At 66.4% G+C, this 20,172-nt stretch carries 23 protein-coding genes; 13 read left to right on the plus strand and 10 right to left on the minus strand.

The genetic code is table 11. The features are described from left to right. Positions 1-66 precede the first annotated feature (66 nt). The 3 genes from P0R31_RS29675 to P0R31_RS29685 all read right to left on the minus strand — a co-directional run bounded on the left by P0R31_RS29675 (position 67) and on the right by P0R31_RS29685 (position 1,582). A complete protein-coding gene (locus P0R31_RS29675) occupies positions 67-294 on the minus strand; it encodes a hypothetical protein (RefSeq protein ID WP_275517984.1) in 228 nt (75 codons plus the stop codon). 51 nt (positions 295-345) lie between these two features. Continuing rightward, entirely contained in the window at positions 346-567 is a 222-nt protein-coding gene (locus tag P0R31_RS29680) for a hypothetical protein (RefSeq protein ID WP_275517986.1), read from the minus strand. 100 nt (positions 568-667) lie between these two features. Beyond that, on the minus strand, positions 668-1,582 hold the full coding sequence (locus P0R31_RS29685) for a LysR substrate-binding domain-containing protein (protein WP_275517987.1): 915 nt from the start codon (positions 1,580-1,582) through the stop codon (positions 668-670). A gap of 154 nt (positions 1,583-1,736) precedes the next feature. Between P0R31_RS29685 and P0R31_RS29690 the strand changes: the two genes are divergently transcribed. The 3 genes from P0R31_RS29690 (at position 1,737) to P0R31_RS29700 (ending at position 3,572) form a co-directional block, all read left to right on the plus strand. After that, on the plus strand, positions 1,737-2,516 hold the full coding sequence (locus P0R31_RS29690) for a sulfite exporter TauE/SafE family protein (RefSeq protein ID WP_275517989.1): 780 nt from the start codon (positions 1,737-1,739) through the stop codon (positions 2,514-2,516). After that, entirely contained in the window at positions 2,513-2,743 is a 231-nt protein-coding gene (locus P0R31_RS29695; RefSeq protein WP_275517990.1) for a hypothetical protein, read from the plus strand. Before P0R31_RS29690 ends, P0R31_RS29695 begins: the two co-directional genes overlap by 4 nt. A gap of 133 nt (positions 2,744-2,876) precedes the next feature. Further along, on the plus strand, positions 2,877-3,572 hold the full coding sequence (locus tag P0R31_RS29700) for a glutathione S-transferase family protein (protein ID WP_275517991.1): 696 nt from the start codon (positions 2,877-2,879) through the stop codon (positions 3,570-3,572). A 138-nt stretch (positions 3,573-3,710) separates the two neighbouring features. Here P0R31_RS29700 and P0R31_RS29705 read toward each other — a convergent pair whose 3' ends face one another. Continuing rightward, positions 3,711-3,914 (minus strand): hypothetical protein, encoded by a 204-nt coding sequence (locus P0R31_RS29705; RefSeq protein WP_275517993.1) that lies wholly within the window; start codon positions 3,912-3,914, stop codon positions 3,711-3,713. Positions 3,915-4,032: 118 nt separating this feature from the next. On the opposite strand from P0R31_RS29705, the gene P0R31_RS29710 reads away from it, so the two are divergent. The 3 genes from P0R31_RS29710 (at position 4,033) to P0R31_RS29720 (ending at position 7,272) form a co-directional block, all read left to right on the plus strand. After that, a complete protein-coding gene (locus P0R31_RS29710) occupies positions 4,033-5,586 on the plus strand; it encodes a DUF1800 domain-containing protein (protein WP_275517995.1) in 1,554 nt (517 codons plus the stop codon). Between the two features lie 2 nt (positions 5,587-5,588). Next, a complete protein-coding gene (locus P0R31_RS29715; RefSeq protein WP_275517996.1) occupies positions 5,589-6,806 on the plus strand; it encodes a DUF1501 domain-containing protein in 1,218 nt (405 codons plus the stop codon). Positions 6,807-6,948: 142 nt separating this feature from the next. Then, on the plus strand, positions 6,949-7,272 hold the full coding sequence (locus P0R31_RS29720; protein ID WP_036030903.1) for an antibiotic biosynthesis monooxygenase family protein: 324 nt from the start codon (positions 6,949-6,951) through the stop codon (positions 7,270-7,272). A gap of 16 nt (positions 7,273-7,288) precedes the next feature. On the opposite strand, the gene P0R31_RS29725 is transcribed toward P0R31_RS29720, so the two are convergent. The 6 genes from P0R31_RS29725 to P0R31_RS29750 all read right to left on the minus strand — a co-directional run bounded on the left by P0R31_RS29725 (position 7,289) and on the right by P0R31_RS29750 (position 11,243). Continuing rightward, positions 7,289-8,230, minus strand: coding sequence for an aldo/keto reductase (locus P0R31_RS29725; protein ID WP_275517997.1), 942 nt, complete (start codon positions 8,228-8,230; stop codon positions 7,289-7,291). Between the two features lie 324 nt (positions 8,231-8,554). Continuing rightward, positions 8,555-9,010, minus strand: a complete 456-nt coding sequence (locus P0R31_RS29730; protein ID WP_275518000.1) for a GNAT family N-acetyltransferase — start codon at positions 9,008-9,010, stop codon at positions 8,555-8,557. 86 nt (positions 9,011-9,096) lie between these two features. After that, the gene (locus P0R31_RS29735; protein ID WP_275518001.1) at positions 9,097-9,909 is read right to left on the minus strand and encodes a PAS-domain containing protein; all 813 of its coding nucleotides are present in this window, start codon (positions 9,907-9,909) and stop codon (positions 9,097-9,099) included. 128 nt (positions 9,910-10,037) lie between these two features. Beyond that, positions 10,038-10,187, minus strand: coding sequence for a hypothetical protein (locus P0R31_RS29740; RefSeq protein ID WP_275518002.1), 150 nt, complete (start codon positions 10,185-10,187; stop codon positions 10,038-10,040). A gap of 73 nt (positions 10,188-10,260) precedes the next feature. Beyond that, entirely contained in the window at positions 10,261-10,437 is a 177-nt protein-coding gene (locus tag P0R31_RS29745) for a hypothetical protein (RefSeq protein WP_162832045.1), read from the minus strand. Positions 10,438-10,592: 155 nt separating this feature from the next. Continuing rightward, the gene (locus P0R31_RS29750; RefSeq protein WP_275518003.1) at positions 10,593-11,243 is read right to left on the minus strand and encodes a glutathione S-transferase family protein; all 651 of its coding nucleotides are present in this window, start codon (positions 11,241-11,243) and stop codon (positions 10,593-10,595) included. Between the two features lie 623 nt (positions 11,244-11,866). Here P0R31_RS29750 and P0R31_RS29755 point away from each other — a divergent pair. The 7 genes from P0R31_RS29755 to P0R31_RS29785 all read left to right on the plus strand — a co-directional run bounded on the left by P0R31_RS29755 (position 11,867) and on the right by P0R31_RS29785 (position 20,078). Next, a complete protein-coding gene (locus P0R31_RS29755) occupies positions 11,867-13,069 on the plus strand; it encodes a pyridoxal phosphate-dependent aminotransferase (RefSeq protein WP_275518005.1) in 1,203 nt (400 codons plus the stop codon). 280 nt (positions 13,070-13,349) lie between these two features. Continuing rightward, positions 13,350-13,829, plus strand: a complete 480-nt coding sequence (locus P0R31_RS29760; protein ID WP_036009480.1) for a DUF992 domain-containing protein — start codon at positions 13,350-13,352, stop codon at positions 13,827-13,829. Positions 13,830-13,996: 167 nt separating this feature from the next. Next, positions 13,997-16,045: an elongation factor G gene (locus P0R31_RS29765; RefSeq protein WP_275518009.1), complete on the plus strand. Its 2,049-nt coding sequence runs from the start codon at positions 13,997-13,999 to the stop codon at positions 16,043-16,045. A 315-nt stretch (positions 16,046-16,360) separates the two neighbouring features. Then, on the plus strand, positions 16,361-16,633 hold the full coding sequence (locus P0R31_RS29770) for a helix-turn-helix domain-containing protein (RefSeq protein WP_275518011.1): 273 nt from the start codon (positions 16,361-16,363) through the stop codon (positions 16,631-16,633). Between the two features lie 105 nt (positions 16,634-16,738). Beyond that, a complete protein-coding gene (locus P0R31_RS29775) occupies positions 16,739-18,481 on the plus strand; it encodes a SulP family inorganic anion transporter (protein WP_275518012.1) in 1,743 nt (580 codons plus the stop codon). Positions 18,482-18,547: 66 nt separating this feature from the next. Continuing rightward, a complete protein-coding gene (locus P0R31_RS29780) occupies positions 18,548-19,387 on the plus strand; it encodes a shikimate dehydrogenase (RefSeq protein ID WP_275518014.1) in 840 nt (279 codons plus the stop codon). Positions 19,388-19,451: 64 nt separating this feature from the next. Then, positions 19,452-20,078 carry a hypothetical protein gene (locus tag P0R31_RS29785; RefSeq protein WP_036030974.1) on the plus strand — a complete coding sequence of 209 codons (627 nt, stop codon included), beginning with the start codon at positions 19,452-19,454 and terminating at the stop codon, positions 20,076-20,078. The last annotated feature ends 94 nt before the right edge of the window (positions 20,079-20,172 follow it).

Consider the following 20,172-nt stretch of genomic DNA (forward strand, 5'->3'; position numbering starts at 1 on the left):
GCAATAAAGGGCGAACGACCGTCATGATGCAGGCTGCTGACAGCAGGTTGGCAGCAGCCCTGTGGTTCACGCCGCCGGCAGCGGCCCCTCGTCGTCCCCGACCGCGACATTCGGCTCGAGGATGTCGAGATGAATGCCGCCGCAATCGGTGCAGCGCATGGTCCAGTACTCGCATCCGGCGCGGCCGCCGATCACGCGGAGCACCGTGAGATCGCCGTCGCATTCCGGGCAGTTGGACAGCACTGCGCGGGCGTAGATGCGCGGCCGCGCCGCGTCGGTTTCGATGAAGGACATGACCGGTTTCCCCCTTGTGCCGCCCTGTCTCTGGTCGGCCTGCGGACCCGCCTATTCCTCGTCGCCGGCCCGCAGCCGGAAACGATCGATGTGGTGCTTGGCATCGGCAATCGCGGCATCGCGATCGGGCCAGGCGAAGCCGACTTCCATGGCCGGAAACAGCACGCCGTCGATGGCCACCGGGCTGAGATCGGCACGGCGGATCCGCGCGTGCCACAGCCCCTTGCCAGCTTCGAAGGATTCGATGTCAAAGCCGTCGTAGAGGGTCGTCATGAGTGTAGGTCCCACGTTTCTTTTCGGAGGGTCACGAGACCACGTCCGCGGATTTTGGGATGTGAAGCCGTTCACAAGCAGGCGGCTTTTTTGCCCGCCTTCAGTTCCGCGCTGCAGCACGGCCGATGCGGCGCGGCCGGGCGGCAGGTTCCGATGCCGCCCGCATGATCCAGCGGCGGAAGGCGGCAAAGTCGCGCTGCTCGGTCTGGAAGCTGCGATAGACGAGGTACCAGCGCATGCCCTTGGGCACCGAGAGGTCGAACGGCGCCACCAGCCGGCCGGCCGCCAGATCGTCGTCGATATAGGGGCGGATGCCCATGGCGATGCCCAGCCCGTCGGCCGCGGCCTGCAGCGCCTGGCCGTAGAACTGGAACTCGGGCCCGCGCGCGTTGATCCTCGCCGTGCCCGCCGTCTTCAGCCAGATCGGCCAGTCCTCGGGTGAGTGCGCGACGCGGATCAGGCTCGGTCCCTTCAGGTCGGCCGGCCGCTTCAATCCGCCGGCAAGGCGCGGCACGCAGACAGGGGTGAGGTCGCCGGCGAACAGCGGCTCGGCGACGAGGCCGGGCCAGTCGCCGGTGCCGAGCTTGATGCCGCAGTTCCAGTCCTCGCCGAACGGCACCGCGGCGCCGCCGGTGGTGAAGCGCACCTCGATGTCGGGCTCCTCGCTGCGAAACTCCGACAGGCGCGGGATCAGCCAGCGCATCGCAAAGGTGTGGCCGACGCCGATGGTGAGCACGCGCACGCTCGCGGGCGCCGTCACCTGCGCGGTGAGGCTCGCCAGCGCATCGAAGATCGGGGTCAGCCCGCTCTGATAGGCGCGGCCGGCCTGCGTCAGCACGAGCCTGTTGGCCTTGCGCTCGAACAAGGCGACGCCGAGTCGCTCTTCGAGCAGGTGCACCATGCGGCTGACGGCGGCCGCCGATACGCTCAGCTCCAGCCCGGCCGCAGCAAAGCTGCCGGTCCGCGCCGCCGCCTCGAACGCCTTGATGCCGTTGAGAAACAGCAGCCGCCGCAAATGACCCACCCTCAGGAAAGCTGATGCCAGGGCAAGATAACTCAGTTTGCGGAAAAGGCGCAAGCGAGGCACGTTCCCTTTCGCCTCTCCCCGCAAGTGCGGTGAGGGTGTGCAACAGTTTGCGTCCCTCACTCGCCCTCGGGAGCTTCCTTTCGTGACGCCCATCCTGATCGCTGCCCTCGGATTGCTGATGGTGGCCACGGCATTCCTGTCGGGGCTGTTCGGCATGGCGGGCGGGCTGATCCTGATCGGCGTGCTCTTGGCCCTGATGCCGCTGCCGACCGCGATGGTGCTGCATGCGATCACGCAGATGGCCTCGAACGGCTGGCGTGCGTTCCTGTGGCGGGCGCATATCCGCTGGCGGCCGGTCGCGAACTATATGGTCGGCGCGGCCGTCGCGCTCGCGGCGTGGTCGCTGACCCGCTACGTGCCCGACAAGGCGATGGCGCTGCTGCTGCTCGGCATCACCCCGTTCATGGCGCGGCTCCTGCCGGCGAACATCAAGCCGGACCCCGATAGCCTCTGGCAGGGCACAGTCTACGGCACGATCTGCATGGGCCTGATGCTGATGACCGGCGTCTCCGGCCCGCTGCTCGACACCTTCTTCCTCGGCGGCGATTTCGGCCGGCGCGAGAAGGTGGCGACCAAGGCGATGTGCCAGGTCGTCAGCCATTTCACCAAGCTGATCTACTTCGGCGGCATCATCGATCAGGCCGCCGGCCTCGATCCCGTGCTCGCGGTCGTCGCGATCGGAGCCTCGATGCTCGGCACCACGCTGGCGCGGCGCATCCTCGAAGCCATGACCGACCAGCAGTTCATCGCCTGGTCCAACAAGCTGATCACCACCATCGCCTGCTACTACATCGTCCACGGCGGCTGGCTGTTGCTGCGTGCGCCGGTTCTGGCCGCCTTCGACAAGGGAGGTTTGCAATGAGCGAAACCGCCGATCCGCTGGTGCTGGATTTTGTCGAATGGGTCGCGCGCGAGCCGCGCGCCTATGCCGGGGTGATCGCGACCTGGAAGACCTCGTGCCCGCGCCTCACCATCTGGGAGGACGCCGCCGAGCGCGGCTACGTCGCGCGCGAGACGATTGCCGGACTCGGGCTGGTCATCGCGGTGACGGAAGGCGGCGAGAGGCTGCTCCGCGCCAACGGACGGTGACGCGCACATCTGCCTCCACATCGTCGTTGCGAGCGCAAGCGAAGCAATCCAGAATGTCTTTCGCGGAAGCAGTCTGGACTGCTTCGCTTGCAAGGGCTCCTCGCAATGACGGAGCATGAGGAGGCCGCCAACAATGTCGCTCAAACTCTACGAACTCGTCGGCACCGATCCCGCGCGCCCCTTCAGCCCGTATTGCTGGCGCACGCGGATGGCACTGGCGCACAAGGGCCTTGCGGCGGAATCGCTGCCCTGGCGCTTCACCGAGAAGAGCGCGATCGCGCCGCACGGCTCGGAGAGGGTCCCCGTGCTGTTGCATCACGACAAGGCGATCGTCGATTCCTGGACCATCGCGAACTATCTCGAGGACAATTTTCCGGATCGGCCGTCGCTGTTCGGCGGCGCGGGCGGCCGCGCCATGGCGCGCATGATCAATGCCTGGGGCGACATCGCCATCGTCGGCGGTCTCTCTCCGCTCATCATCGCCGACATCCCGAATAATCTCGGCGAGGTCGATGCCGCCTATTTCCGCAAGTCGCGCGAGCCGCGGTTCGGCAAGAGCCTGGAAGAGGTTCAGGCGAGCCGCGACACCGGCATCATCGCCTTCCGCAAATCGCTCGAGATCATGCGGCAGACGTTCAAGACGCAGCCTTTTCTCGGCGGGCAGGCACCGAACTACGCCGACTACATCGTGTTCGGCGGATTCCAATGGGCGCGCGTGGTGAGCCCGTTCAAGCTGCTGGATGCGGATGATCCCATCTATGCCTGGCGCGAAAAGCTGCTGGACGCGTTCGGCGGCATGGCGAGGACATCGCCGGGCTTTGTGGTGTAACGCACGTCGCTTGCGCAGGGTGGGCAAAGGCGCAAAGCGCCGTGCCCACTATCTTCTACAAACGCAATGATAATGATAATGGGGGCACGCTTCCGCCTTCGCTCTTCGAGCTACGGCGGACAAGTCGCTTTGCCCACCCTAGGACACGGCCTCCGCCGCCGCTTTACGCAAGCACTCCCGGCACAGGCAGTCCTCGCCCTCGAGCGGCATCGGCAGCCGTGCCGTCTCCTCCGCGCACCAGCAATTGCCCGAGGGATCGCAGCCGAATTCGCTGCCGCAACGGGAACAGGTGAGACGGCGCGCAAGTGCCGGCGCTGACGGCATTTCTTTCGGATTTGTCATGATTTCCGTCGAAGCTTCGCCGTCATTTTCATGGCGGGTTCATCTGCCGCTGCAGTATATTACGCGCCGACCGCGTCGAAAGGAAAGCGTCTCGCAACGCGCGAAGGACAGATCATCGATGGCCCGCGATTCGCAAGCCGCTCTCGTCGCGCTCAACCGCTTCGGCTTCGGCGCCCGCGGCGGTGCATCGGGCGATCTCGTCAACGCAAGCTCCGACCCGCGCGGCTTCGTGAAGGCGGAGCTTTCGCGTCCCAATGGCGTGCTGCTGGAAGCGCCGGGCCTGCAATCGACGCCGCAGCTCGGGCAGGCCGTGTTTGCCTATCAGGACCAGGTCAAGCAGGCGCGTGAGGCGGCGAAGGCCGCCGCGCCCGCCGAGATGCCGGCCCAAGCGCCTGTCGATCGGAACGCGCCCTTGCGCCGCAATCTCTCGCTGAATGCCGCAGCAGAGATCACCAGCCAGATGGCCGATGCCAAGCCTGCCGACAGCGCACCGAAGCCGGAGACCATGCAGCCGAGCGCCGCCGCGCCGCCTGCCGCCAAGCCCGCGCCGCAGCCGCTCAATGTGATCCAGAAAACCTTTCGCGCCGAGGCGCTGGCGCGGTTGCAGCGCGCCACGCTCGCCGAGTGCGGCTTCACCGAGCGCCTCGTCGCGTTCTGGTCCAATCATTTCTGCATCTCCGCCAGCAAGGGCGAGCTGGCGCGGATCTGGGCCGGCGCGTTCGAGCGCGAGGCGATCCGGCCACACGTGCTCGGGCGCTTCGCCGACATGCTGAGGGCGGTCGAGCAGCACCCGGCGATGCTGTTCTTCCTCGACAACCAGCAATCGCTTGGGCCCGACTCGCGCGCGGGGCAAAACCGCAAGCGCGGGCTGAACGAAAATCTCGCGCGCGAGATCATGGAGCTGCATACGCTCGGCGTCGGCGGCGGCTACACCCAGGGCGACGTCACTTCGCTCGCGCGTATCATCACCGGCTGGACCTTTGCCGGCAGGCAAGGGCAGCTCGGGGTTCCCGGCTCCTTCGTCTTCAACACCAATGCGCATCAGCCCGGGCGGCAGGTCCTGCTCGGCAAGACCTACGATCAGGCGGGCCTCGCACAGGGCGAAGCTGCGCTCGCCGATCTCGCGCGGCATCCCTCGACCGCGAGTTTCATCGCCACCAAATTCGTCCGTCACTTCGTCGCGGACGATCCGCCGCCGGCGCTCGTTGCGCGCCTGCGCGACGTCTTCGTCAAGACCGATGGCGATCTCAGGGCGCTGGCGACGGCCCTGGTCGATTCCGAGGAAGCCTGGAAGGCGCCGCTCACCAAGATGCGCTCGCCATACGATTTCCTGGTCGCGAGCGGCCGCCTGCTGGCGCGCGTGCCGGAGGACCCCGGCGCCTATCTGAACAACCTCAATCTGCTCGGCCAGCCGCTGTGGTCGCCGCCGGGCCCCAACGGCTTTCCCGACAGCAATGCCGCCTGGGCCGCGCCTGAAGGCATCAAGCTCAGGCTCGACATCGCGGCGCAGATCGGCGCGCGGCTCGGCAACAACGTCGATCCGCTCGATCTGCTGGAGTTCGCCGCCGCCGATGCCGCCTCGGCCGAGACGCGGCGGACCATCGAGCGCGCGGAGTCGCGGCAGCAGGCGCTGGCGCTGCTGTTGATGTCGCCGGAAATGCAGAGGAGATGATGATGACCGACTGCGTCGAGAACCGGCTCCTCACCTCGCGCCGCGGTCTCCTGCTTGGCGGCGCCTCCTTTGCAGCCTGGGCCTACCTGCCGAAATTTGCCCGCGCGGCCGACGGGCGCGATCCGCGGTTGGTCGTGGTGATCCTGCGCGGCGCACTGGACGGGCTCTCGACCGTCGCGCCGCTCGGCGATCCCGATTATGCCGGCCTGCATGGATCGATCGCGCTCAGCGCCGACGGGGCGCATCCCGCGATCATGCTCGACTCGTTCTTCGCCCTGCATCCGGCGATGCCGGAGTTTGCGCGCATGTATCGCGACAAGCACGCGGCGGTGATCCACGCGGTCGCGACGCCCTATCGCGACCGCTCGCATTTCGACGGTCAGGACGTGCTCGAAAGCGGTTATGCCGGCTCGGGCCGCGTGCAGTCCGGCTGGCTCAACCGCGCGCTGGAAGCGCTGCCGCGCGGCGAGCGGGTGTCCAGCGGCCTCGCGGTCGGCCCCACCACGCCGCTGGTGCTGCGCGGCAGCGCGCCCACCGTGGGCTGGGCACCGGTCGCGCTGCCGCAGGCCGATGATGACACCGCAATGCGCCTGGTCGAGCTCTACCGCCACCGCGATCCCGCCTTGGCCTCCGCGCTGTCGCAAGGCCTCCAGCTCGACAAGGCGGCGAGCGGCGACGACATGAAAGCGACGCGCGGCAATGCGGTCGCGCAGATGCGGCAGGTCGCGCGCGGCGCCGCAAAGCTGATGGCGGCTGATGATGGCCCGCGCATTGCCGCGCTCGCCTTCGACGGCTGGGACACGCATGCCAATGAAGGCGGCCCTGTGGGGCGTCTCGCCTTCCTGCTCGGCGGTCTCGACGGCGCGCTCGCCGAGTTCGAAAGCGGCCTGGGACATCGCTGGCGCGACACCGTCGTGGTTGTCGCCACCGAGTTCGGCCGCACCGCGCGCATCAACGGCACCGAGGGCACCGATCACGGCACGGCTACGGTCGCCTTGCTCGCCGGCGGCGCGGTGCAAGGCGGCCGGGTGATCGCGGACTGGCCCGGCCTCAAGCTCGCGAACCTGTATGAAGGCCGCGACCTCAAGCCGACGACGGATCTGCGCTCGGTGATCAAAGGCGTGCTGCAGGACCAGTTCGGCCTGTCCGATCGCGTGCTGGCCGAGACGGTGTTTCCCGACAGCGCAAGCGCAAGGCCGATGAAGGGACTGGTGGCATAATAGCAACCGCAGTCATTCCGGGGCGCGCGGAGCGCGAGCCCGGAATCCATACTCCCGATCGGGGTTATGGATTCCGGGCCTGCGCCTTGCGGCGCATCCCGGAATGACGAGATAATGGCGCAGCATCAGGAGACACCACCCCATGTACATCGCCATGAACCGCTTCCGCGTCGCCAAGGGCTCCGAGGCTGCCTTCGAGCAGGTCTGGCTCACGCGCGACACCCATCTCGACAAGGTGCCGGGCTTCATCGAGTTTCACCTGCTGCGCGGGCCGGAAGCGGAGGACCACACGCTGTACGCCTCGCACACCGTATGGGCGAATTATGCGGCGTTCGAGGCCTGGACCAAGTCGGAAGCGTTTCGCGCGGCGCATCACAAGGCCGGCGACAACAAGCCACTTTATCTCGGCCATCCCCAGTTCGAGGGTTTTGAGGTGATGCAGACGGTGGGGCGCGGCGCCAAGTAGCGCCGCGGTTCAAACGTCAGCCCAGCGTGATCCTGTCGATCTCGGTCATCTCTTCCGCGCTGAGTTTCCAGGCGATCGCCTTGACGTTTTCCTCGATCTGCTCGACGCGGGTCGCGCCCGCAATCACGCTCGACACTTGCGGGCGCGCGGCGAGCCAGGAGAAGGCGAGCTCCAGCATCGAATGACCGCGCGCTTTCGCGAAGGCCTGGAGCTTCTCGACGATGTCCTCGTTGCGCGGCGTGACGTAGCGGTCGCGCAGCCGCGGCACCTTGCCAAAGCGGGTGTCGGCAGGCGCGTCCTCGCCCTTCCTGTATTTGCCGGTCAGGAGGCCGCTTGCGAGCGGGAAGAACGGCAACAGGCCGAGCTTGTATTCCGTCGCGGCCGGCAGCAGGTCCTTCTCGATGTCGCGCACGAGCAGGGAATATTCGTCCTGGCAGGAGACGAAGCGGCTGACATTCATCGCGCGTGCGACGTACTCGGCTTCCGCGATCCGCCAGCTCGGAAAGTTCGAATTGCCGATGTAGCGCACCTTGCCCTGGCGGACCAGATCGTCGAGCGCGCGCAGGCTCTCCTCGATCGGCGTCAGCGGATCGTAATCATGCTGCTGATAGAGGTCGATGTAATCGGTCTTGAGCCGCTTCAGGCTCGCGTCCACCGCCTCCATGATGTAGCGGCGCGAGGCGCCCTGCTTGGTGCCGTCCTCGGCCATCGGCTTGGCGTATTTCGTCGCCAGCACGATGTCCTTGCGGCGCTCGCCCAGAACGGTACCGAGCACGGTCTCCGAGCCGCCCATGTTCGAATAGATGTCGGCGGTGTCGAACAGCGTGATGCCGAGGTCGAGCGCGCGATGGATGACCTTGCGCGAGGTCTCAAGGTCGGTGCGCTGGCCGAAATTGTTGCAGCCGAGCCCGACCGCGGACACGCGAAGGCCGGAGGCGCCGAGATTGCGAATTTCCATGAAAGTTCCTGTCGGGGATGAGCGGCCGGCATTCTGACCACGATGCGCCGCAGCAGCAAGCTGCTCGCCGCGCTGCTGCCATGCCGGCAGCGCGCACAAAAAAATGCGGCCCCTGTCAGACGCGGCGACTGACGGGGACCGCTGGGGGCGCATGATCGGTGACGGGGGCCTGACCAGACGCAGGGGCAGCCTAGCCTTGCTGTGTTACGCGCGGGTGACAGGCGGAGTTATCCACAGGCCGCCAAAGCATGATCCGGACCCGAAGGCCGCGTTAGCGCAAAGTGCGAAGCGGTTTTCCGAAAAGATCATGCTCAAAGAACCGTCTCAGAAGATCTTGCGATAGACGATGAAGCCGGAGCGCTCCGCGACATTGTCGTACAGGCGCTGCGCCGTGAGATTGGTCTCGTGCGTCTGCCAGTAGACGCGCGGCGATCCCGCCAGCTTCGCCCGTTCGTAGACGCCATGGATCAGCGCCGAGCCGACGCCCTTGCCACGCGCGGCCTCTGACGTGAACAGGTCCTGCAGATAGCAGGACGGCTCGATCGCGGTGGTGCTGCGATGGAACAGATAATGCGTCAGCCCGAGCAGGCGGCCGCTGTCCTCGGCGACCAGCGCATGCATCGGCTCATAAGCATCGAAGAAGCGCTGCCACGTCATCCCAGTGATCTCGGGCGCGAGCGCGGTCGGACCGGAGCGGCCGTAAAAGGCGTTGTAGCCGTCCCACAGCGGCAGCCATTGATCGTAATCCTGCCTGGTGACGGCGCGAATGATGAGCGACATGTGAATTTCCGCGATCTCGGAGGTGCGCGATGAAGGGATGCCCTTCATACGTGATGATCCTGCTGCCGATCAATCACACGCTCGCCTCACTCCGCAACGCGCAAGGACCGGATCAGCTTGCGGCCGGTCGGATCGCGCAGCGAGCGGTAGTAGTCGGCGCGCGCCGGCGCGTCGGTATGGCGCACGAGGTCGGTCACGGGCGTGTAGCTCAGCATCCGTCCGCCATCGGGCAGCGCGGTGCAGACGAAGCGCAGCACCTCGCCGTTGCGCAGCGCGACGTTGATCGGCGTGGCATCGCCGACCCGCACCATCTCCATGCGCTGCGCGATGAAAGTGCCGAGCTCGTCCTCGGGCAGCGCGAACGCGCCGGTGTCGCGGCCGTGATACATCAGCGCGATGAAGGGTGGCTTCGCCTCGGCGACCTCGTCCGGCACCGCAAAGTAGTCGCGGAACGCGCGGTTGATGAATTCGGCCCGGGTCTCGGCATCGAGCAGCACGATGCCGATATCGACCTTGTCGAGCGCGGCCGACAGCCGCGCGGCAATGGCGTGGCTGCGGCGCTCGGCCGCGAAACTGCCGAGCAGCCGCTCGCGCATCAGCCCGGTGATGCCGGCGGTTCCGAAAACGGTGACGGCCAGGAGGCCGAGCGGCGCCAGATCGGCGGCGCCATGGCCGGAGACGCCGTGGCGGTTGAGGAAGAACAGCGCCGCGCCGATCACCGCGACAATCGCGGTCGTCACGGCGGAGGCGAGACCTGCGAGCGCGCCGGCGAGAGCCACGATGGCGACGAACAGCGGGGCGGGCGAGGGCGCGCCGACGAAGCGATCGAGCAGCATCGCCAGCAGCAGGGTCGCTGCCGTCAGCGCCGGACCGGAGATCGCACGCCATCCGAACCGCATGGACCTGTCTCGCTCCTCCCGAACGAGGTAAGGCCGCAACACTGGCTGATTGTTGCGTGACCGCGATGCGATTTCGTGCGGCGTGCTTAAGGCGCGCTTGCGCGCAAGCGTAAGGCTTTCGGATGATTTTAGACCATGTGCGCGCGCTGCTGCAGCGTCGGCGCATTCAGCGTCGACGTGCCTGTGCCCTTGCGCGTGCCGACGATGATCAGCAGCGAGGCCGCGACCAGGATGGCCGCAGTCAGGGTGATTGCAACGACTACCACAGGTGATTTCATCGACGTCCTGTCGCGATGCCGGTCGGCGCGGGCCGCACGGCGCCCTGAAGGCTGGTCCAGGATGAAGCGGGAATCAGACCGGCAGGCCCATCGCCATGGTCGCCTTGGTCGACAACACCGTCAGGGTGACGATCAGGCACAGCGAAAGCGCGGCGACGGCGAGCGAAGCCGCGACCGCATGGGTGAGCCGGGAAGACGCGACGGTAGCGGATGGGCTCTGAAACCCCGCTGTGCCGGACGCCCGCATCATGGTCTAAATCCTTCAACACGCGAGCGAATCACCCGCGACTTTCCAGAATTTCCCAGTTTCAACCGGCAACATTGCGGCGACGACCGCGCCGAAAGTGGCGGGATTGCGGCAAAAGCGGCCCTTATGCCCGCTATTCGCCGGAGCGGGACGCGCCGTCAGGCGCTCGCGGCGATGCTGGCGGGGTCGTCGATGTCGGCCGGGCGCCAGTCCATGGTCACGAAGCCGGGCGCGGCTTCGACGCGTTTCAGCCAGTCCCGGATCGCCGGGAAGGTCTGGAGGTCGAAGTCGCAACGGTCAGCGAGGTGGGTGTAGCCGTACAGCGCGATGTCGGCGACCGTGAGCTGGCGCGCGGCGAAATAGGGATTGGTCTTGAGGTGATTCTCCATCACCTGGAGCGCGCCATAGCCGCGCTCCATCCAGTCCTCCAGCGAATGGGTCTGCAGGTCGCGGCCGCCCTTGACCAGCGACAGCCAGAAATAGGCCGCGCCGATGTTCGGCTCGAGCGCGTGCTGCTCGAAGAACATCCATTGCAGCGCCTCGGCGCGGTCGATGCGGTTTTCCGGCGCGAGCGGCGTGCCGACGGCAACGTACCAGAGGATGGCGTTGGACTCGGCGAGATAGCGGTCCTCGCCGACCTCGAGCAGCGGCACCTGCCCCGACGGGTTCTTGGACAGGAAATCCGGCGTGCGGCTCTCGCCGCGCAGAATGTCCACCTCCACCGCTTCGTAAGGCAGGTTGAGCAGCGCCAGCGCAAGGCGGACCTTGTAGCTGTTGCCCGAGCGTTGCATCGAATAGAGCTTGTACATTCTGGCGTTCGAATCCGAGGACGAGAAGACGCGGCGCTCGTTGCCCCGCGAGGCGGCTAAACAATGATGCCGATGCGAATCCGCCGCAAGTGCCGGCCGATAGAAAAACTCGAAAACCCTACCGCACTGCAATGCCAGGGAAGATCATTTCCGCGACGATGCAAATCAGTTCACGTATGCGTCAATGCGTGAAGGTATCGCGCCGTGAATTGTGAATGGACGGATCTGTCGGGGTTCAAGCGTCAATGTTTCCGCACGTCATGGCCGGGCTTGACCCGGCCATCCACGTCTTGCTGGTTACTGGCCGCACGAAGAACGTGGATGCCCCCGGGCCTTCGCCTCGCCGAAGCGGCTTCGGCCGCGCAGGCGGACAAGCCCGGGCATGACGACTTCCAATGCACGCAAAATTGCTCCGAGGACAGGCCTTGCCGGATATGAGGGGTTTGGCCGGCAAAGTTGCGCAAAATTACGGGAAGTCGTGGCTTGAACCGCTCCAAATTGTAAACTTTTCCGGGATCGGGCCGAAGTTTCTTGCGGCCCAGCGGCACACGTTTTAGGGTGCCTCATTCCCACAATTGGAGTCGTGAGGCGAAGGGCTTCACGACGCTCGCCAGGAGATGATGATGTCCTTCCTTGCCGCTGCGCTCGACCGTGTGAAGCCGTCCGCGACCATCGCGGTCACGGATAAAGCACGCGCGCTGAAAGCGGCGGGCCGCAACGTCATCGGCCTCGGTGCCGGCGAGCCCGACTTCGACACGCCCGCCAACATCAAGCTGGCGGCGATCCGCGCCATCGAGGCCGGCAAGACCAAGTACACCGCGGTCGACGGCATTCCCGAGCTGAAGGAAGCCATCATCGCGAAATTTCAGCGCGAGAACGGCGTCGCCTACAAGCCGAACCAGATCATCGTCGGCACCGGCGGCAAGCAGGTGCTCTACAACGCGTTGATGGCGACCATCAATCCGGGCGACGAGGTGATCATTCCGGCGCCCTATTGGGTCAGCTATCCCGAGATGGTCGCGCTCGCGGGCGGCGAGCCGGTGCCGGTGATCTGCACCGCCGCGACCGGCTTCAAGCTCCAGGCCGAGGCGCTCGAGCGCGCGATCACGCCGAAGACCAAATGGGTCATTCTGTGCTCGCCGTCGAACCCGACCGGAGCTGCCTACACGCGTTCGGAACTGAAAGCGCTCACCGACGTGCTGATGAGGCACCCTCATGTGTGGGTGATGACCGACGACATGTACGAGCATCTCGTCTATGACGACTTCCAGTTCACCACGGTCGCGCAGGTCGAGCCGAAACTCTACGACCGCACGCTCACCGTGAACGGCGTCTCGAAGGCCTATTGCATGACCGGCTGGCGCATCGGCTACGCCGGCGGTCCCGCGCAGCTCATCAAGGCGATGTCGACGATCCAGTCGCAGTCGACCTCGAACCCGTCGTCGATCGCACAATGGGCCGCGGTCGAGGCGCTGAACGGTCCGCAGGACTTCATCCCCGCCAACAACAAGGTGTTCAAGGAGCGGCGCGACCTCGTCGTCGCCATGCTCAATCAGGCCAAGGGAATCGAGTGCCCGCGTCCCGAAGGCGCGTTCTACGTCTATCCGTCCTGCGCCGGCACGATCGGCAAGACCGCGCCGTCGGGCAAGGTGATCGCCAATGACGAGGACTTCGTCACCGAGCTCCTGGAGACCGAAGGCGTCGCCGTGGTGCAGGGGTCGGCCTTCGGCCTTGGACCGGCGTTCCGCATCTCCTACGCGACCAAGACCTCGGACCTCGAAGACGCCTGCAAGCGCATCCAGCGCTTCTGCGGCAATCTGCGGTAAGACAGTCGCGGTTGCACGATCGGAAAGGCCCGCTTCCTGCGGGCTTTTTTGTTCCGGCAGGTGAAGATCTGCCCAGGGCACGAGGCGCACCGCTCTATCCCCGTCATTGCGAGCGCAGCGAAGCAATCCAGAATCCCTCCGCGGCAAGGCTCTGGATTGCTTCGCTGCGCTCGCAATGACGGAGGATCTGGCACCATCACGGCTATTGTGGCATAGACCATCGCGCCCCACGGGCAGTGCGCTCTCTCTGCTCGCATCACATTTTTAGCCGGAGACATTCATGCGCCGTTCGTTTCTCTTCGCCGGGCTCACCGCTGCCAGCCTCATCGCCTCCGTCGTGAACACTGGCGCGCAGCAGCGGATGGCGCGGGTCGGCGTGCTCGAATGCCGCGGCGGCGCCAGCGTCGGCTTCATCGTGGGGTCGGTGACTCATCTCGGCTGCGTGCTGCGCGCCGACGGCTTGCCCGACGACCGCTACGTCGCGACCATCCGTAAAGTGGGCCTCGACATCGGCATCACCCAGGAGACGGCTTTGGCCTGGGGCGTGTTCGCACCGGTCGACCGGCTCGGCCCCGGCGACCTCTCCGGCAATTACGTCGGCGCGCAGGGCAGCGCCTCGGTCGGTGTCGGGTTGGGCGGCAACGTGCTGGTCGGCGGCTCCAACAATTCGATCGCGCTGCAGCCGCTGAGCGTGCAGGGCCAGGTCGGCCTCAACATCGCTGCCGGCCTCGAGAGCCTGGAACTCCGTCCGGGCCGCTAGCGAACGATCGAGCAGCAGAGCTCCTCTTCCACCTCTCCCTGCGGGAGGGTGGAACACGGACGACGCACCGCAGCGACGTTTGATGCTTGCCAAATCTCGGGGAGGGGCAGAGCATCGGCGCTTGCCGACCCAATCACGGGCCGAGCTCCACAAGAAGGAGGCGGCGAATGGGACAAGACGTCAGAAGTCCCCGAGGTCCACGGTGCATCGCGCTGGTGGGCCCTTTCCAAAGCGGTAAAACCACACTTCTGGAAGCAATATTGGCGCGAACGGGTGCAATCCCGCGCGCCGGCAGCGTCGATGCCGGAACGTCCGTCGGCGACGCCACGCCTGAGGCCCGTCATCACAAGATGACCGTCGGCCTCACTGCCGCCACCACGAGTTTCATGGGCGACAGCTACACCTTCCTCGATTGTCCCGGTTCCGTCGAGTTTGCCCACGACATGCGCGCCGCGTTGCCGGCGGTCGACGCCGCAATCGTGGTCTGCGAGGCCGACGAGAAGAAGCTGCCGCAGCTTCAGATCATCCTGCGCGAGCTGGAGCAACTGAAGATCCCGCGTTTCCTGTTCCTCAACAAGATCGACCGCGCCAGTCAGCGCATCCGCGAGACGCTGGCGATGCTGCAGCCCGCCTCGCGCGTGCCGCTGGTGCTGCGCCAGATCCCGATCTGGAAGGGCGAGCTGATCGAGGGCTTCGTCGATCTCGCGCTGGAGCGCGCCTTCATCTATCGCGAGCACAAGGCCTCCGAGGTGATCGCGCTCGAAGGCGGCAATCTCGATCGCGAGAAGGAAGCCCGCTTCTCGATGCTGGAGAAGCTCGCCGACCACGACGATGCGCTGATGGAGCAGCTGCTCGAGGACATCCAGCCGCCGCGCGATGCCGTCTTCGACGATCTCGCCCGCGAATTGCGGGAAGGGCTGATTTGCCCGGTGGTGCTGGGCGCCGCCGTGCGCGAAAACGGCGTGTTGCGCCTGATGAAGGCGTTGCGTCACGAGGCGCCCGGCGTTGCGGAGACCGCAAAACGTCTTGGCGTACCCGAGACCAAGGACGCGCTCGGCTATGTCTTCAAGACGCTGCATTCGCAGCACGGCGGAAAGTTGTCGCTGACGCGGCTGCTCGCCGGCCATCTCGACGACGGCGCCACGCTGCAATCCTCATCCGGCGGTGCCGGACGCATCTCCGGCATCCTCGCCGTCAACGGCGCCTACGACACCAAGCGCGCCTCGGCCGAAGCCGGCGAGACCGTGGCCCTCGCCAAGCTCGATCCGGTCAAGACCGGTGACACGGTTTCGAGCGGCAAGATGCCGCCCGCGGCATTGATCACGATCGAGCCGACGCCGCCGGTGCTCGCGATCTCGGTCGCGGCCACCGACCGCAAGGACGACGTCAAGCTCGGCCAGGCGCTGACGCGCCTGCATGAGGAGGATCCCTCGCTCATGATCGTGCAGAACGCCAAGACCCACGACACCGTGCTGTGGGGCCAGGGCGAGATGCATCTGCGCGTCGCCAGTGAGCGCTTGCGCGACCGCTTCGGCGTCAAGGTCACCTCGCATCCGCCCGCGATCGGCTATCAGGAGACCATCCGCAAGCCGATCACCCAGCGCGGCCGTCACAAGAAGCAGTCCGGCGGCCACGGCCAGTTCGGCGATGTTGTGCTCGACATCAAGCCGCTGCCGCGCGGCGAGGGCTTCAAGTTCACCGAGAAGGTGGTGGGCGGCGCGGTGCCGCGCAACTACATCCCGGCGGTGGAGGAGGGCGTCGTCGATGGATTGGCGCGCGGTCCGCTCGGTTTTCCCGTCACCGACGTGCAGGTGACGCTGACCGACGGCTCCTATCACAGCGTCGACAGCTCCGATCTCGCCTTCCGTACGGCGGCGCGGGTCGGGCTCAACGAAGGCCTGCCGCAATGCCAGCCGGTGCTGCTGGAGCCGATCCACATGGTCGAGATCGTCTGCCCGACCGACGCCACCGCCAAGATCAATGCGATCCTGTCGGCGCGACGCGGCCAGATTCTCGGCTTCGACACCCGCGAGGGCTGGACCGGCTGGGACTGTGTCCGCGCCATGATGCCGGAAGCCGAGATCGGCGAGCTGATCGTGGAGCTGCGCTCGGCCACCGCCGGCGCCGGCAGCTTCACGCGCCAGTTCGACCACATGGCCGAAGTCACCGGCCGCGCCGCCGACCAGATCATCGCCGCACATCAGCACGCGGCGTGATCGGTTAGGAAGGCACCGCTCTCTCACTCCCTCTCCCCGTTCTCACGGGGAGAGGGAGGGGCTGTGTCTACACGTGCGGCGTTTCACGTAGGCCGCTCTCTCCACGCGTCATTGCGAGCGAAGCGAAGCAACCCAGAGGCTTTCCGCGGAGGGATTCTGGATCGCTTCGCCGAGCCTGTCGTCGGGCCGCGCTCCGCGCGGACCCGGTGGCTCGCAACGAGGGAGGAGGCACTTGCGCCAGCCTCATTATGATGTATTTAACATCATTGTATATGAACAGAATATCACATATAAACTCTGATACGTGAGGCCAAGGTGATCACCTCGTTCCAGATGCGGGCAGCCCGCGCGTTGCTCGGCATCGACCAGAAAACCCTGGCCGAACTCGCCGGCGTGTCGCTGCCGACCATCCAGCGGATGGAGGCCTCGACCGGCAATGTTCGTGGCGTGGTCGAGACCCTGATCAAGGTGGTCGAGGCGTTCGACCGGGCCGGCGTCGAGCTGATCGGCGAGCAGGCCCGCAGCGACGGCGGCGGACGTGGCGTTCGCTTGAAAGAGCCGGGGCCGCCGCGCCGTGCCGGAGCATGATCGCGCGTTGATCATGCCCGGGATCAAGATGGGCTAGCGCATCGTCGCACCTTAAGGACGCACGATGCTTCGGAGCATGTGGGGCCAGCGGAGCACCTTGCTGACATGAGCATCACGAGCGATCAGGCAGGCCGGCTGCACCAGCTGCGTCAGCCGACCTTTGCCGAGCTGTATCTGCCGAAGCTCGTCACCGTCTTTCGCGAAGGCTACGGCCTTGCGGATTTCCGCGCCGACGTCTTCGCCGGCCTCACGGTCGCGATCGTCGCGCTGCCGCTGTCGATGGCGATCGCGATCGCCTCGGGCGTGACGCCGGACCGCGGCCTCTACACCGCCGTCGCCGGCGGCTTCATCGCCTCCATGCTCGGCGGCAGCCGGTTCCAGATCGGCGGCCCTGCCGGTGCCTTCATCGTTCTGGTCGCGGCGACCGCGGAGCGGCACGGCGTCGACGGCGTCATCCTCGCCACCCTGATGGCGGGCCTGTTCCTGATCGCCGCAGGGCTGCTCAGGGTCGGCACCTACATCAAGTTCATTCCCTATCCGGTCACGGTCGGCTTCACCGCCGGCATCGCCGTCATCATCCTTGCCAGCCAGCTCCGCGATCTCTTCGGCATCACGCTCGCGGGGAAGGAGCCCAGCGAATTCGTGCCGAAGCTCGTCGCGCTCGCCGGCGGCCTCAACACGATCAATCCATCCGCAGTGCTGGTCGCGATCGTCAGCATCGCCATCATTGCCTCGTTGCGGATCTGGCGTCCCTCCTGGCCCGGCATCCTGATCGCGGTCGTCTTCGCCGCATTCGTATGTGCAATGTTCTCGCTGCCGGTGGAAACGATCGGCTCGCGCTTCGGCGGCATCCCGCGCGAATTGCCCTCGCCGGCGCTGCCCGCATTCTCGCTGGAGAAGGCAAGGGCGGTGCTGCCGGATGCGATCGCCTTTGCGTTGCTGGCGGCGATCGAATCGCTGCTGTCGGCGGTGGTGGCCGACGGCATGACCGGCCGGCGTCACCGCTCCAATTGCGAGCTGGTGGCGCAGGGCGCGGCCAATATCGGCTCGGCGCTGTTCGGCGGCATCTGTGTCACCGGGCTGATCGCGCGCACGGCGACCAATATCCGCGCCGGCGCGCGCGGGCCGCTCGCCGGCATGCTGCATTCGGTGTTCCTGCTGTTGTTCATGCTGGTCGCGGCGCCGCTCGCGAGCTACATCCCTCTGGCCGCGCTCGCCGCGGTGCTGGTGGTGGTGGCCTGGACCATGGCGGAGAAGCACGAATTCGCAACTCTGCTGCGATCGTCATGGGGCGATGCCGTGGTGCTGCTCGCGACCTTCCTGCTCACGATCTTCCGCGATCTCACCGAGGGCATCCTGGTCGGCTTCGCGCTCGGCGCGGTGCTGTTCATCCATCGCATGGCGGAGATGACGGGCATCGAGGAGCGCTCGCCGCTGGTTGCGGATGATCGCCCCGACGACGGCAACGGCGACCGTGTGCGTTACGATCCCGCGCTTGCGGTCGACCGCGACGTGCTGGTCTATCGCATCACCGGCGCGTTCTTCTTCGGCGCGGCCTCGGCGATCGGCAGTGTGCTCGACGGCATTGCCGACAGGCGTAAGGCCTTCGTGATCGATTTCGCCGCGGTGCCGTTCCTGGATTCGACCGCGGCCAACGTGATCGGCCGCGTCGCCGCCAAGGCGCACCGCCAGGGCATCCGGCTGTTCATCACGGGGGCCTCGCCCACGGTCCGCCGCGCGCTGCTCACCCATGGCGTCACGCCGCCGCGCGCGCGTTACCGCACGAGCCTCGAGCGCGCCATCGCCGACATCAAGGGCCGGGCCGCCGACGAGACCGCTGCGAGCTGACCGCGCGCGCTTGACAGAGTGGGCGCGACGCGAAATGGATCGCCTCGGAAACGACCCGAGGGAAAGATGACCGCGCCCAAGCCCCCTGCAGCCTGTCTGATCGGATGGCCGGCCGCGCATTCGCGCTCGCCGCTGATTCACCATCACTGGCTGCGCACGCTCGGCATCGAGGGCGGCTATGTCATCGAGGCGGTGCCGCCCGAGAATCTGCGCGATTTCGTGCTGCGGCTGTCGCTCCGCGGCTTCGTCGGGGCCAACGTCACCATCCCGCACAAGGAAGCCGTGCTGGCGCTGTCGACGCCTGACGCCCGCGCCAGGGCCGTCGGCGCCGCGAACACGCTGTGGTTCGCCGACGGCGAGCTGCGCTCAACCAACACCGATGTCGAAGGCTTCATCAACAATCTCGACGCCAGCGCGCCCGGCTGGGACATGGCCGAGGAAGCGCTGGTGCTGGGCGCCGGCGGCTCCTCGCGCGCGGTCGTGTTCGGCCTGCTGGAACGCGGCATCAGCTGCGTACATGTCGCCAATCGCTCCATGGCGCGGGCCGAGACGTTGGCACAACAGTTCGGATCGAACGTGCATCCGCTGCCGTGGGACGCGATCGGCGACGTGCTGCCGCGCGCAAAGCTTCTCGTGAACACGACCTCGCTCGGCATGCATGGCCAGCCTTCACTCGATGTCGACCTCGCGCGCCTGCCGCAAGATGCCGTCGTCGCCGACCTCGTCTACGTTCCCCTGGTGACGCCGCTGCTCGCCGCGGCGACGGCGCGCGGCCTGAAGACCGCCGATGGGCTCGGCATGCTGCTGCATCAGGCGGTGCGCGGCTTCGAGCTGTGGTTCGGGCGGCGGCCCGAGGTCACCGCCGAGCTGCGCGCATTGGTCGAGGCCGATCTCACGAAGTCTTGAGAGGGGCGCGGCGAATAGCACACCATCTCTGGAGTTCTACGTCGTGGGACAATCGGAGACCGTCATGCCTGTTCAACGTGCAACTTTCACACGCCCCCTGATCGCCGTCGCGATGGTGGTCGTCTCGACCTACTGCGCCTTCGCCCAGAGAGCGCCGGTGCCGACGCGCGTGCGCGGCACCATCGAAAGCGTCAATGGCGACACCATGCAGGTCAAGTCGCGCAGCGGTGAGGAGCTCAAGCTTCGCCTCGCCTCCGACGTGAACGTGTCGGGCGTTACCAAGATCTCGCTCGCCGACATCAAGCCGGGCTCGTTCATCGGCGCCACCACCGTGCCGGGACCGGACGGCAGCCAGAACGCCGTCGAGGTGCACGTGTTTCCGGAAAGCATGCGCGGCACCGGCGAAGGCTCGCGACCCTGGGACCTCAAGCCCAACTCCAGCATGACCAATGCGACCGTGGCCGAGAGCGTCGTCGGCAATGACGGCCACACGCTGCTGGTCAAGTACAAGGACGGCGAGAAGAAGGTGTTCGTCGCCGACGACACGCCGGTCGTGACCTTCGTGCCCGGCGACAAATCCGAGCTGAAGCCCGGCGCCAAGGTCATCGCCTTCATGAAGCAATTGCCCGACGGCTCGTTCGAGACCAACCGCGTCAGCGTCGGCCGCGACGGCCTAACGCCGCCGATGTGAACGATCGAGCGCCGAACGCGTAGGGTGGGCAAAGGCGCGCTTGCGCCGTGCCCACGTCTTTTCTCGCTCGCGAAAGGTGGTGGGCACGCTTCCG

Origin of the sequence: Bradyrhizobium yuanmingense, assembly GCF_029167105.1 — a bacterium.
Taxonomy (GTDB): domain Bacteria; phylum Pseudomonadota; class Alphaproteobacteria; order Rhizobiales; family Xanthobacteraceae; genus Bradyrhizobium; species Bradyrhizobium yuanmingense_A.